At 67.6% G+C, this 13,854-nt stretch carries 11 protein-coding genes; 8 read left to right on the top strand and 3 right to left on the bottom strand.

The window, feature by feature from the left end; all coding sequences use genetic code 11:
- Positions 1–3 precede the first annotated feature (3 nt).
- The gene (locus ACM0PB_RS12350) at positions 4–3,384 is read left to right on the top strand and encodes an ATP-binding protein (RefSeq protein ID WP_005421304.1); all 3,381 of its coding nucleotides are present in this window, start codon (positions 4–6) and stop codon (positions 3,382–3,384) included.
- Positions 3,385–3,473: 89 nt separating this feature from the next.
- On the opposite strand, the gene ACM0PB_RS12345 is transcribed toward ACM0PB_RS12350, so the two are convergent.
- A complete protein-coding gene (locus ACM0PB_RS12345) occupies positions 3,474–4,253 on the bottom strand; it encodes a sulfite exporter TauE/SafE family protein (protein WP_053496761.1) in 780 nt (259 codons plus the stop codon).
- A 102-nt stretch (positions 4,254–4,355) separates the two neighbouring features.
- On the opposite strand from ACM0PB_RS12345, the gene ACM0PB_RS12340 reads away from it, so the two are divergent.
- Entirely contained in the window at positions 4,356–4,748 is a 393-nt protein-coding gene (locus ACM0PB_RS12340; RefSeq protein WP_032954755.1) for a YchJ family metal-binding protein, read from the top strand.
- A gap of 3 nt (positions 4,749–4,751) precedes the next feature.
- On the opposite strand, the gene ACM0PB_RS12335 is transcribed toward ACM0PB_RS12340, so the two are convergent.
- Complete coding sequence (locus ACM0PB_RS12335; protein ID WP_053496752.1) at positions 4,752–6,032, bottom strand: GGDEF domain-containing protein; 1,281 nt, start codon at positions 6,030–6,032, stop codon at positions 4,752–4,754.
- Positions 6,033–6,198: 166 nt separating this feature from the next.
- Here ACM0PB_RS12335 and egtB point away from each other — a divergent pair, with 166 nt between their 5' ends.
- From egtB to ACM0PB_RS12305, 6 genes are all read left to right on the top strand, one after another.
- Entirely contained in the window at positions 6,199–7,470 is a 1,272-nt protein-coding gene (egtB, locus tag ACM0PB_RS12330; protein ID WP_065197368.1) for an ergothioneine biosynthesis protein EgtB, read from the top strand.
- Positions 7,467–8,441, top strand: coding sequence for an L-histidine N(alpha)-methyltransferase (gene egtD, locus ACM0PB_RS12325; protein WP_005421314.1), 975 nt, complete (start codon positions 7,467–7,469; stop codon positions 8,439–8,441). The genes egtB and egtD overlap by 4 nt, the downstream gene beginning before the upstream one ends.
- Positions 8,442–8,524: 83 nt before the next feature.
- Positions 8,525–9,793: a lytic murein transglycosylase gene (locus tag ACM0PB_RS12320; RefSeq protein WP_139728019.1), complete on the top strand. Its 1,269-nt coding sequence runs from the start codon at positions 8,525–8,527 to the stop codon at positions 9,791–9,793.
- A gap of 40 nt (positions 9,794–9,833) precedes the next feature.
- Positions 9,834–10,724, top strand: a complete 891-nt coding sequence (locus ACM0PB_RS12315; RefSeq protein WP_065186618.1) for a D-hexose-6-phosphate mutarotase — start codon at positions 9,834–9,836, stop codon at positions 10,722–10,724.
- A 26-nt stretch (positions 10,725–10,750) separates the two neighbouring features.
- A complete protein-coding gene (locus ACM0PB_RS12310; protein ID WP_065186598.1) occupies positions 10,751–11,521 on the top strand; it encodes a DUF2628 domain-containing protein in 771 nt (256 codons plus the stop codon).
- 71 nt (positions 11,522–11,592) lie between these two features.
- The gene (locus ACM0PB_RS12305) at positions 11,593–12,138 is read left to right on the top strand and encodes a DUF2628 domain-containing protein (RefSeq protein WP_065186597.1); all 546 of its coding nucleotides are present in this window, start codon (positions 11,593–11,595) and stop codon (positions 12,136–12,138) included.
- A 9-nt stretch (positions 12,139–12,147) separates the two neighbouring features.
- Here the strand turns inward: ACM0PB_RS12305 and ACM0PB_RS12300 are convergent, their stop codons facing one another.
- Positions 12,148–13,335: a benzoate/H(+) symporter BenE family transporter gene (locus ACM0PB_RS12300; RefSeq protein ID WP_414604819.1), complete on the bottom strand. Its 1,188-nt coding sequence runs from the start codon at positions 13,333–13,335 to the stop codon at positions 12,148–12,150.
- Positions 13,336–13,854: the final 519 nt, after the last annotated feature.

Here is a 13,854-nt window from a genome sequence, read left to right as displayed (position 1 = left end):
CGCATGGCTATCTCCAAGCACACTCCCGCCCTGTTCAACGAAGGCCTGCCGGACCCGCGCCTGCAGCAGTTCCGCATGCGCCGCCTGCAGGTGCACAACTGGGGCACCTTCAACGGCCTGACCGAAGTACCGATCGCCGAGCGCGGCTTCCTGTTCGTCGGCCGCTCCGGCTCGGGCAAGTCGACCCTGCTCGATGCCATGTCCGCGCTGCTGACGCCACCGGCCATCGTCGACTTCAACGCCGCTGCACGTGAAGCCGAGCGCAGTGGCCGCGACCGCAACCTGGTGTCCTACGTGCGCGGCGCGTGGGCCGACCAGCAGGACAGCGGCACCGGCGAAATCGCCACCCAGTACCTGCGCAAGGGCGCGACCTGGACCGCGCTGGTGCTGGAATACCGCGCCGGCGATGGCCGCGTGGTCAGCCTGGTGCGCCTGCTTTGGATCTCCGGCAACGGCACCTCGGCCGGCGATGTGCGCAAGCATTACATGATCGCCGAGCGCCCGTTCGACATCGCCAAGGACCTCGGCGGCTTCGACCTGGACCTGCGCAAGCTGAAGCAGAAGCTGCCCGACCTGCACCACTTCGACACGTTCTCCGGCTACGCCGAGCGTTTCCGCGACCTGCTCGGCATCGACAACGAGATGGCGCTGCGACTGCTGCACAAGACGCAGTCGGCGAAGAACCTGGGCGACCTCAACGTCTTCCTGCGCGACTTCATGCTCGACACGCCGAAGACCTTCGACGCCGCCGAGCGCCTGGTCAGCGACTTCGCCGAGCTTGATGGCGCGCACCAAGCGGTGGTCACTGCCCGCCGTCAGGTGGAAACCCTGTTGCCGGCGCGCGCCTACTACAACGATCTGAAGGAAATGCACCGCCGTCGTGGCGACGACGAAGCGCTGAAGCTCGGTGTTGACAGCTTCCGCGAAAGCCGGCGCCAAGCGCTGATCGAGGCGCGCCTGCGCGAGATGGACGTGCGTGACCGCGGCCTGCTTGGCGAAGAAGCCCAGCGCCGTGCCGCACTGGACAATCACACCGAGCGCCTGGCCGAACTGGAGCTGCAGCGCCGCCAGCAGGGCGGTGAGCGCATCGAGGAACTGGAACGCGAGCAGGGTCGTGCCGAAGCTGAGCGCGACCGCCGTCAGGCCAAGCGCGAGCAGGCACGCCAGGCGGCGCAGCAGCTGGGGGCCGAACTGCCGGACGACGCCCATGGCTTCGCCGAACTGGTCGAGCGCGCACAGAACGAGCTGCAGGACCGCCAGCGTGCCTCCTCGGCACTGGACGACGCGATCAGTGACCGCCTGGGCGGCAAGCGCGATGACGAGCGCCGCTTCGGCGAGGTCCGTGCCGAACTTGAAGCGATGCAGCGCACGCCCTCCAACATCCCGGCGCCGATGCAGAAGCTGCGCGCACGCCTGGCCGAGGAAACCGGCATCGCCGAGGCGGCACTGCCCTTCGTCGGCGAACTGATCCAGGTCCGCTCGGAAGAGCAGGGCTGGCAGGGTGCCATCGAGCGCGTGCTGGGTGGCTTCGCGCTGTCGCTGCTGGTCGACGACAAGCATTACAACGACGTCGCCGAATGGGTGAACCGTACCCACCTTGGCATGCGCTTCACCTACTACCGCGTGCGCCGCAACGATGATGCATTCGCCCGTGAGCCGTCGGCGAAGTCGCTGCTGCACAAGCTTGAACTGCGCGAGCATGTATTCGAAAGCTGGCTGCGCCGCGAGCTGGGCAAGCGCTTCGACTACGAATGCGTGGATGCCAGGCAGCTGCGCAACGTCGACCGCGGCATCACCCGCGAAGGCCAGGTCAAGCATCCCGGCGACCGTTTCGAGAAGGACGACCGCAGTGCGGTGGGCGACCGCCGTCGCTGGATCCTCGGCTTCAACAACCACGACAAGGTGGGCGCCTTCGAGCGCGAAGCACAGGAACTGGCCAAGCGCATCGCCAGCTGCGAGACCGACATCGCGCGCCTGCGCGGGCAGCGTGATCGCGACAACGAACGCCGCCTGGCATGCCACGAGCTGGTCAGCATCAGCTGGAACGAGATCGACATCGCCGCTCCGCAGCAGCGCCTGAGCGATATCGAAGCCACCCTGCGCGACCTGCGTGAAGGCAACGCCGATCTCGCCAAGCTGGCCAAGCAGATCGACGCCGTGCGCGCCGACATCGAGCAGTCCCGCCGCACCTATGAAGACGTCCGCGTCGAGCGCGGCCAGCTGGTCAAGGAACGTGATCGCCTTGACCGCGCACGCCAGCAGAGCCGCGCACTGGTGCTGCCGAGCCTGGCCCAGGAGCAGGAAGCCGGCCTCGCCGAGCGCCTGCAGGAACAGGGGCCGCTCAGCCTGGAAACGCTCGAAGCGCACATGCGCCAGGTCAGCAACGCGCTGAACGAGCAGTTGTCGTCCTCGCAGCAGGACCTCAACCGCATCGAGAACCAGCTGATCGGCTGCTTCCGTCGCTTCATCCAGCAGTGGCCGGAGGAGTCGGGCGACTTCACCGTGTCGGTGGCCTCGGCCGAGGACTTCCTCGCACGCCTCGAACGGCTGGAACGCGACGGCCTGCCACAGCACGAAGAGCGCTTCTTCGACCTGCTGCAGAACCAGAGCAAGAACAACCTGCTGGCCCTGCAGCGCCACAGCGCAGAGGCCCGCAAGTCGATCGGCCAGCGCCTGGACGAGGTGAACGCCAGCCTGGAGCAGGTGCCGTTCAACCGTGGCACGCTGCTGACCATCGAACTGAGCGACCGCCGCCTGCCGGAGGTCGCTGAGTTCCACCTGCAGCTGCGCGAGGTGCTGTCGCAGCAGCAGACCGAGCAGCGCGAGCTGGCCGAGTCGCAGTTCACCGTGCTGCGCCAGCTGGTCAACCGCCTCGGCTCGCAGGAAGGCGAGGACAAGCGCTGGCGCGAGCTGGTGCTGGACGTGCGCATGCACGTGGAGTTCATCGGCGTCGAGCTGGATGCGGAAACGCGCCAGCAGGTCGAGATCTACCGCAGCGGCGCCGGCAAGTCCGGTGGCCAGCGCCAGAAGCTGGCCACTACCTGCCTGGCGGCTGCGCTGCGCTACCAGCTCGGCGGCGCCGACAGCCAGCTGCCCAGCTACGCCGCGGTCGTGCTCGACGAGGCCTTCGACAAGGCCGACAACGAGTTCACCGCACTGGCAATGAACATCTTCGACAACTTCGGCTTCCAGATGGTGGTTGCCACCCCGCTGAAGTCGGTGATGACGCTGGAACCGTTCATCGGCGGCGCCTGCTTCGTCGAAATCAGCGGCCGTCACGACTCCGGCGTGCTGCTGATCGAGTACGACGAAGAGGGCAAGCGCCTGAAGCTGCCCGAGCGCAGCCGCCAGCAGGCCAACGAACCGGAAGAAGCTGAGGCCTGACCCGGCCGATTGAAGGGGAATGCCGGCCAGCGGCCGGCACTACCCATGGGCGGGGTTCGGTAGTGGCGGGCGCCGGGCGGCAACCGCATTCACGAACCGCGGAACGTATCCCACGCCATCCGCGCGATCAGCACCACCACCAGCCCCACGAACAGCTTGCGGATGAACGGCGTGCCGCCCTTCAGCGCCAGGCGCGTGCCCACCACCGAGCCGATGATGTTGGCTGTGGCCATCGGCAGCGCAAACAACCACAGGATGTTGCCGGTCGGCACGAAGAACGAGATCGCCGCCACGTTGGTCGCCAGGTTCACCACCTTCGACGCCGCCGAGGCGCGCAGGAAATCCAGGCCGAAGAAGCGCACGAACAGGAAGATCAGGAAGCTGCCGGTGCCCGGCCCGAAGAAGCCGTCGTAGAAGCCGATCGCCGCACCGATCGCCAGCGCGATCACCAGTTCACGGCGGCCGATCTCCTGGGGCCGGTGCAACGCGCCGAAGTCCTTCTTCCACAGCGTGTAGGCCAGCATCGCGATCAGCAGCACCAGCACCAGTGGGCGCACCGCGTCCTTGGGCAGCAGGCTTACCGCAGTGGCCCCGGCGAAGGAGAAGATGAAGGCCGTGCCGGCCGCGAACAGTACCGGTTTCCACGGGAAGCGCACATTGCGCGCATAGCGCCACGCAGCCGCACCGGTACCGAACATCGAACTGAACTTGTTGGTACCAAACAGCATCGCCGGCGTCTGCTGCGGCAGCACCGTGAACAGGCCGGGCAGCTGCACCAGGCCACCGCCACCCACGGCGGCATCCACAAGACCGGCGATGAAGGCGATCACCACCAGCCACCACAACTCAGGGGGAACCAGATCCAGCACGGCGATCAATCAAGGTGGGGGCGCGACAGCATACGCCTGTCCTGCTCCAGGTGACTCCCGCCGCGCGTGCATCAATCCCTGCAACCCGGCGACAATGCCGGCATGAGCCGAAAATCCGCCGATCCCTGCCCCTGTGGCCTTCCCGCCGACTATGCCGCCTGCTGTGGTCGTTTTCATGCCGGTGAAGCCGCGCCCGATGCCGAGCACCTGATGCGTTCGCGCTACAGCGCGTATGTGCGGGGCCTGGCCGACTACCTGCGCCACACCTGGCATCCGGATACGCGTCCGGCCGAGTTGTCGCTGGGCGATGCGCCAGGCCAGCGCACCCATTGGCTGGGCCTGACCGTGCACGACCACGCGGTCACCGGCGCAGACAGTGCTGAAGTGCGCTTCACCGCGCGCTACCGCATCGGCGGCGGCAGCGCGGTGAGAATGACCGAGCACAGCCGATTCCGGCGCATCGACGGCCGCTGGTATTACCTCGACGCGGTCTGAGCCCTACGCACTGGATGCAGCCAGCAGGCGCTGGCCGCCGTGCGCGCGGACCTGGTTGCGACCTCCGTCCTTGGCCATGTACAGCGCCTGGTCGGCGGCCTTGAGCACTGCCGTCGGTCGCGGATCCACGCGGCTGTCGGCCAGCCCGATACTGACCGTCACCTGCACCACCTGGCCGGTGCCGCCGCGTCCGCGCTGCTGACGGCCAGCTTCGTCGTCACGGCTGCGGGTGCTGCGGTCGCGCAGTTGCATGCGGGTGTCCTCGATGCTCTGCCGCAGTGCTTCGACGGCCTCGATGCAGGCCGCCGCTGGGCGGTCCAGGAACACCACCGCGAATTCCTCGCCGCCATAGCGGAACGCTCGGCCACCGTCGCCGACACGCGCCAGCCGCGACCCCACCAGGCGCAGCACGTCGTCGCCGGTATCGTGGCCGTGGGTGTCGTTGAACGACTTGAAGTGGTCCACGTCCACCATCGCGATGCTGTAGGTGCCGCGCGCCCGCTGCAGGGTCTCGTTGAACGCCCTTCGCCCGGGCAGGCCGGTCAGCTCATCGCGGAAGGCCATGTGGAAGGATTCCTGCAGCATCGCGCCCAGCATCAGCAGCAGGGCGGCGCTGCTCAGCGCCGGCAGCAGTACCGGCTGCAGGAAGATCCGCGGCAACATCCACCACAGGCACAGCAGGGCCAGCAGCATCGCCGTGTGCAGTGGCCGCGGATGCCGCCACGCCTGCCAGCCCAGCGCTGCGCTCGCCAGCAGGAACAGCAGCGCCGGCAGCTGCGCCAGCGCATTCCAGTCGGCGGGAATCCAGGCCCAGTGACGGCTCGACAGCAGATCGTGCATGCCCTGCGGCTGTTGTGCCGCAAGCAGCAGGAAGATCACCAGGGCCGCGCCGCAGACCACGCTGCGCAGCAGCAGGTCCTGGCGTCGGCGTCCGCGTTCCGGCCACACTGCCAGCCCGGCAAACAGCAGCGGCACCCAGGCCGAGATTGCGTGGAAGCGCAACGGAGTCAAGGCGTCGACATGGCCGCTGCGCAGGTAGCCCCCGACGTCCCGGTGCAGCAGGGCGAACACCACCGCCACGACCAGCAGCAGGCACAACGTGCGTATCTGGTGGTAGAGCAGGGCCAGGCCCGCGCCGAGGCAGGCCAGCAGCCAGGGCAGGATGCGTTGGGCGGGGCTGGCCACATCCTCGGTGCCCAGTGCCATCCACAGCACCAGGACGACCAGCACGGCGGGCAGCACGAACAGGTAATGCGCAGGCTGGCGGAGTGGATGCAGGGGCACGCAGGAAGTCCAGTGCGGTGACGATGCGGCCGCAACACTGCCGTTAGCGGCGTCCTCACCCGCTTCTTGAACACGCGCTTCTTGAAAAGGTACGCCCGCAACCATGTGAATGGGGCAGTGTGCCGCCATGACGTCGCACTCACCGCACTGCGCCGATGCTGTAGGCATGGACAGCGTACCCACCGCCGTCGCTGCCCCGCAGCACGACCTCGCCCACCACTTCGCACGTGTTCGTGCCCGCAGCCTGCAGTTGGCCGCACCGCTCAGTGCAGAGGACGCCATGCTGCAGAGCATGGCCGACGCCAGTCCCAGCAAGTGGCACCTGGCCCACACCACCTGGTTCTTCGAACGCTTCGTGCTGGCAGGATTCGCCAGTGCGCCGGCGCGTGATCCAGCCTGGGACTATCTTTTCAACAGCTACTACAAAAGCATCGGTCCGGCGCACGCGCGGCCGCAACGCGGTCTGTTGTCGCGGCCCTCGCTGCAGCAGGTGCGCGACTACCGCCAGCAGGTCGATGCACAGGTGCAATCGCGACTGGCGGCAGGCGACCTTGATGAGCAGGCGCTGCAGCACCTGCAGTTGGGCCTGCAGCACGAACAGCAGCACCAGGAACTGCTGCTGACCGACATCAAGCATGCGTTCTGGTGCAATCCGTTGCAGCCAGCCTACCGTGATGACCTGCAGCCTGCCACCAGCGCTGCCAGTGCGCAGGGCTGGATCGAATCACCCGAACGCATCATTACCATTGGCGCCGCAGCCTGGCCGCAGCACACCGCCTTCGCCTACGACAACGAATCGCCGCCGCACCGCGTGCTGCTGGCTGCACACGCACTGGCAGAGCGTCCCGTCAGCAATGGCGAGTACCTCGCCTTCATCGAGGCTGGCGGCTACCGCGAGCCGCGCTGGTGGCTGAGCGAAGGCTGGGCGTTGCGCGAAGCCGAGGGCTGGCAGCACCCGCTGTACTGGGACGATGCCCTGCAGCGCGAGTACACCCTCGGCGGTTGGCGAGAACTGGACCCGCATGCGCCGGTCTGCCATCTCAGCTATTACGAGGCCGATGCCTGCGCCCGCTGGGCTGGTGCGCGCCTGCCCAGCGAGTTCGAGTGGGAAGCCGCCGCTGCGTCGCAGCCCCTGCGTGGCCATTTTGCCGACGACGATCAGCTGCACCCTCGGGCGGGGCAGGGCAGTGGGCTGCGGCAGCTGTTCGGCGATGTATGGGAATGGACCCACAGCGCGTATGGCGCCTATCCGGGCTTTCGCCCTTTTGCCGGCAACCTCGGTGAATACAACGGCAAGTTCATGTGCGGGCAATGGGTGCTGCGCGGTGGCAGCTGCGCCACGCCGCGTGGCCACGTGCGTGCCAGCTACCGCAACTTCTTCATGCCCCCGGCGCGTTGGCAGTTCTCCGGGCTGCGCCTAGCCAGGGATCTCGCATGAGTACGGTGCAGGACGCGCTGCAGGCGCTGACCGATCTCACTCCCGGCCGCCAGCAGATCCTTGCCGACGTGGTGGCCGGGCTGTTGCGCACGCCCCGCCAGCTGCCGTCCAAGTACTTCTACGATGCACGCGGCTCGCGCCTGTTCGAGCAGATCACGCATACTCCCGAGTACTACCCCACGCGTACCGAGCTGGCCCTGCTTTCACGGGTACTGCCGGACATCGCCCGAAGCGTCGGGCCGCACCTGCACGTGGTGGAGCTGGGCAGCGGCAGTGGCCGCAAGACCGCGTTGCTGCTGGCCGCCCTGCACGACCCGGTGGCCTACACGCCGATTGAAATCTCGCGTGCCGCGCTGCTGTCCAGCATCGACCATCTGGCCCCGGCGCTGCCCGAGGTGGAGATGCTGCCGGTCTGTGCCGACTTTACCCGTCCCGTCGCCGTACCCATGCCCGAACGCGAACCCGCGCGACGGCTGCTGTTCTTCCCGGGTTCCACGCTGGGCAACTTTGAAGGCGAGGACGCGGTCGCGCTGCTGCGCGCGATGCGCCAGACCATGGGGCGTGATGGCCTGGCCCTGGTCGGCATCGACCTGCACAAGGACCCGGCGTTGATCGAGGCGGCCTACAACGATGCGCAGGGCGTCACCGCCGCATTCACCCTCAACCTGCTGGCCCGCCTGAACCGCGAAATCGGCAGCGACTTCGATCTCGATGGCTTCCGTCATCGTGCACGCTACAGCTCTGCGCGGTTGCGCATCGAGACCGATCTGGTCAGCCAGCGGGCACAGGACGTCCACCTGGATGGCCGCATTTTCCACTTCGCCGCCGGTGAACCCATCCGCGTCGAGTACAGCCACAAGTACACCGATGACAGCTTCGACGCGCTGTTGCGGCAGGCGGGCCTGCAGGTGGCGCAGCGATGGGATGCCGAAAGCCCCGCCTATGGCCTGCGCTTGCTGCGGCGCGCCTGAGGTGGTGGCCAGCCGGTGCCCCTTCAGGTTCGGCGGCATCCCTACCCCTAAGATGGCCGTGCAACGGCAACACGGAGGACGCCATGCCTGTTCTGACCACGCTCGGCCTGGCGGCCGCCCTTGCGTCGAACCCGACGCTGCCTGCGGCTTCGGCCGCCAGCACCGATCCGGCGTTCAGCCGCTGCTTGGCGGGCCTGCAGGCCACCGCCGCGACCCAGGGCATCGGCGCCGACCGCTTCAACGAGATCACCGCCGGGCTCACCCCGGACCCCAGCGTGCTCGGCCTGCTCGATGCACAGCCCGAATTCACCACGCCGATCTGGGACTATCTGGCCGCGCTGGTTGATCGCCAACGCGTCGCTGATGGTCGCGCCCTGCTGCAGCAGCACCGCGACCTGCTCGATCGCGTGTCGGCCCAGTATGGCGTCGATCCGGCCACCATCGTCGCGGTCTGGGGCGTGGAGAGCGACTACGGCCGCGTGTTCGGCAAGCGCCCGCTGCTGCAGTCATTGGCCACGCTGTCGTGCGCCGGCCGCCGCCAACCTTTCTTCCGCGGTGAGCTGCTGGCGCTGCTCACGCTGATCGACCGCGGCGACCTGCAGGCACAGGGGCTCACCGGCTCCTGGGCCGGTGCCTTCGGGCACACCCAGTTCATGCCCAGCACCTATGCACGCATCGCCGTGGATGGTGATGGCGATGGCCGCCGCGATCTGGTCGGCAGCATTCCCGATGCACTGGCCTCCACCGCCAACTATCTCAAGCGTGCCGGTTGGCGCAGTGGCGAACCATGGGGCATGGAGGTGCGTGTGCCCGCCGGCTTCAACGCCAGCCAGGCCGGCCGCACCCAGCGTCGCGCCCTGGCCGACTGGCGCGCGCAGGGCGTGACCGCGCTGGATGGCAGCGCGTTGGCTCCGGCCAACCTGCCGGCGGATGCGCGCGCCGCCCTGCTGCTGCCGGCCGGCAACAACGGCCCGGCGCTGCTGGTGTTCCGCAACTACGACGCGATCTACAGCTACAACGCTGCCGAAAGCTATGCGCTGGCGATCGCGACGCTTGCTGACCAGCTGCGTGGCGGCACCGGGTTGGCTACCGCCTGGCCGACCGACGATCCAGGCCTGGGCCGCGATGAGCGCCGCCAGCTGCAGACCCTGCTGCTGGCCCGCGGCCACGACATCGGTGCCGCCGACGGCATGATCGGTACCGCCACGCGTCGCGCGATCCAGGCCGAGCAGCAGCGCCTGGGCTGGAGCGAGGTGGACGGCCGCGCAGGCCAGCGCATCCTGCGCACGCTGCAGGAAGAGGCGGCCGCCATCGCACCCGCTGGGCAGAATGCCTTGCCGGCGGCACGTTGACCGCGACATCATCGCCGCGGTCTTCAAGGAGCGTCATCGCATGCAGTCGAATCCGGACATCAGCACCGGCCTGTATCACGGCCTGGAGGCCTGGCAGGTGCGAACCGCCAATGCCACAGCGGTCGTGAGTGTGTTTGGTGGCCAGCTGCTGTCGTTCATTCCCGATGGGCAGCCCGATCTGCTGTGGCTTTCGCCCACGCGCGCCGAGCTGCCCACGCCTATCCGCGGTGGCGTTCCGGTGTGCTGGCCGTGGTTCGGTCGCCAGGGCAAGAGCGCCGATGCACCGGCGCATGGCCTGGTACGTACCGCACGCTGGGAGCTTCTGCAGGCCACCCGGAGCGATGACGGCGAGGTAGAGCTGCAGTTGGCACCTGCGCCCTGCGCCGATCCCGGCCTGCGCCTGCAGATGCAGCTGCGCGTCGGCCGCCAGCTGCGCCAGCAGCTCGCCACCGAAAACACCGGAACCTCGCCGGTGACCTTCACCCAGGCCCTGCACAGCTACTTCCGGGTCGGCGATGCCACTCGTGTCGAGGTCGATGGCCTCGACGGCCTGCACTACCTGGACAAGTACGAGGACGGCGCGCAGCTGCGCCAGCAGCAGGGGCCCTGGTCGCTGCGTGATCCGCGCGATCCGGGGCGCAGCGACCGCATCTATACCGGTGTCGGCGGCCACTACGTGCTGCGCGATCCCGTCCTGCAGCGGCGGATCGAGATCCGCAGCGAAGGCAGCCAGACCCTGGTGGCCTGGAACCCGGGCATGGAGGCAGCGGCGAAGATGGCCGATGTCGGCGACGGTTGGCACGATTACGTGTGCCTGGAAGTGGCCAACGCCGGGCCAGAGCAGATTACCCTTGCACCCGGCGCGCGCCACCAGCTTGTGCAGGTGCTGGCCAGTGAACCGCTGCAGGCCGTGGCGGGAGTTTCAGAGTAGCGATGGGATCGACAGGAATGGATGGCATGCAGGAAGCACAGTGGTGGTACGCCAACAGCAAGCAGAGCGAAGGGCCGGTGGACCTGGCCGGGTTGCGCCGGTTGCAGCAGGACGGCACCGTAACCGCACGCACGCTGCTGTGGCGCGTAGGGATGGCATCGTGGCGGCCACTGGCCGAACTGGATCCTTCGCTGGCGCAGATGGCTCCGAACCCCTCGCCGGTTGAACCGGTGCCGGCGGTCACCGTCAGCGATACCCGGACCGCTGATCCGTCCGACCCCTACCGTGCACCCGCCGCTTCGCCCGTGGCCGCGACCGTACCGGAGCTGGAAGGCGACATCGCCTTGTACGCCGCCGTGGTCGGCGGCAACTTCCCGATCTATCGACAACGCTGGCGGCTGGACCAGGGCATCGCCGAGGGCAACGGCACCTGGCACTGGCCGGCCTTCCTGGTCGGCGTGATCTGGATGGTGTACCGGCGGATGTACCGGCTGGCGGCGATCTGGGCTGGCATGCTGGTGTTCTTCAGTATCGCCGAGGCGTTGCTGGGCGTACCGGAAGGCGTGTCGATGGTCATCACCCTTGCGATCAACGTCACCGCTGCGGTGTATGCCAATCGCTGGTACCTGGCGCATTGCCAGCGTGAGATCGCCCGCGCGCGCGCCTTGGCGGGCGATGACGAGGCACGCCTGCGCAGCGAGCTGTCCAAGCGGGGTGATACCAATGCAGCGGCCGCAGCCATGGTTGCCATCATTGTCGTTGCGGCGATGTTCGTCGGCCAGGCAATGGCAGGCTGAGACCGGAGCAGCTTCAGATTCACCGATGCCTGCCGCTACTGCGGGTTCATCCCGGGCATGGAATCGCCGACATGAATCATCTGGATACCCCGCCGGTTTCTCCGACGGATGACAATCCCTATCTCGCGCCTGTTGCAGAGGTGGACGGTGCGACCGCTCCATCCGACGCGGACGATCTGAACCTCCTCGTGGGGCCCAACGCAGCGCTCTACCGCCAGCGCTGGCACCTGGACAGCCCAGTGCCGAAGCCGCCGCGGCCGTGGCACTGGCCCGCCTTCCTGGTGCCGACCTACTGGCTGCTGCACCGGAAAATGTACCTGGCGGCCATCCTCTTCGAGCTGGTCCTGTTCGGCATCGCGCTGCTGGCGGCCCGTGCCAATCCGTTGCTCATGGTGGTGTTGCTGGCGGTGCCACGGTTTGCCATCGCGATGACCGCCAATGCCCTGTACCTGCGCTATTGCACGCGGCTGCTGGGCAAAGTGAAGGCTGCTCACGCCGGGCAGCACCACCGCATCCGTACCGAACTGCAGCGTCGTGGCGGGACCAGCGTCTGGGCGGTGGTGATCGGCATGGCGGCTGTCGGGGTGATCAACACCGTCGCCCGCATGGCGGCCTGACACGTTTGCTCAGGCTGGTGCCCGTGCCCGCAATACCAGCAGGCACAGCGCACCGGCCACCAGCCCCCAGAACGCCGAGCCGATGCCGGCCAGTGAGACGCCCGAGGCGGTGACCAGGAAGGTGACCAGTGCCGCCTCGCGGTCCCGCTCTACCGCCAGCGCACTGGCCAGGCTGTTGCCGATGGTGCCGAACAGGGCGGTACCGGCCACGCAGGCCACCAGCTCCTTGGGGAAGGCCGCGAACAGTGCGGCCACCGTGGCGCCGAACAGCCCGACGACAATGTAGAAGGCACCGGCCGCCATCGCCGCGGTATAGCGGCGTGCCGGATCCTCATGTGCATCACGGCCCATGCAGATCGCGGCGGTGATCGCGGCCAGGTTCAGCGCGTACGCACCGAACGGCGCCAGTAGTGTATTGACCACACCGATCCAGCCGATCAGCGGTGACACCGGGGCGTCGTAGCCGGATGCGCGCATCACCGCCACGCCGGGAATGTTCTGCGAGGCCATGGTGACCACGAACAGGGGCAGGGCGATGCCGGCCACGGCGGTCCATGACAGGGAGGGCGTCACCCACTGCGGGATCGCCAGCTGCAGATGCACCTGCTGGGCGTGCAGCAGGCCGTGGCTCGCGGAGACGGCGATGCCGACCAGCAACGTGGCGATCACCGCATAGCGCGGGAACAGCCTGCGCCCGGCCAGCCAAGTGGTGAACATCGCCAGTGCCAGCACCAGCTGGGTATTCATGGCCACGAACACATCCAGCCCGAAGCGCAGCAGGACACCGGCCAGCATGCCGGCGGCCAGCGCCATCGGCACCCGTTGCATCAGTCGGGCGAAGATGCCCGAGAAGCCCGCCAGCAAGCTGAGTACGGCGGCCAGCAGGAATGCGCCCGTGGCCTCGGCGAGCGACGCGCCGCCGGCACCCACCACCAGCATCGCCGCGCCCGGCGTCGACCACGCCGTCACCACCGGCACGCGATAGCGCAGTGACAGGCCAATGCAGGTCACGCCCATGCCCAGCCCCAGCGCCCACATCCAGGAGGCGATCTGCGCCTGGTCGGCGCCGACGGCCTGTGCCGCCTGGAACACGATCACGGCTGAGCTGGCGAAGCCGACCAGCACCGTAATGAAGCCAGCGACGATGGCTGGCATCGAAAGATCGCGCCACCATGCGCGCCGCACCTGCATGCTCATTGCTCTGTCTCCACTGTGCATCCCTGCATTGATAGGGGGTGCGGCGTTGACCGCGCAACGCGCGGGCAACGCCGCAGTGATCTTCGAGCGTACGTCATGCGTGATGTCGCGATGCTTCTGTCATCACCGTGCAAAAAAAAGCCTTGACGAAATCTGCAGGATCTCTAGAATTCGCCCCCTTGCTGCAGCGCATCGCTTCTCCGGAAACGACACGCGAACAGCGACGCCACCACCGACGAACGAGTTGATCGAACGAAGGTGTTGACGGACTCGAAAAGTCCGGCATAATAGGCGGCTCGCAACGACGAACGGCTCTCGGGCCCAACGACGAAGCAGCATCGGCAACAACGTCCACTCCGGTGAGACGGCCTTGAAAAAAGGTGTTGACGAAGCGGAAAAGCCGGCTATAATGGGCGGCTCGCTGCGAAGGAAACTTCGCAGCACACGGGAACGGCGCTGAGGCCACTTCCCCGGATCTTTGAAAGTATGCGCAGGTATCTTGTGAAGGCGCCTGCAGGA

The organism is Stenotrophomonas sp. AR029 (genome assembly GCF_047520695.2).
In the GTDB taxonomy this organism is placed as follows: Bacteria; Pseudomonadota; Gammaproteobacteria; order Xanthomonadales; family Xanthomonadaceae; genus Stenotrophomonas; species Stenotrophomonas sepilia.
The sequence above is the reverse complement of the archived record's forward strand: the minus strand, read 5'-3'. Positions and strand labels throughout refer to the sequence as shown.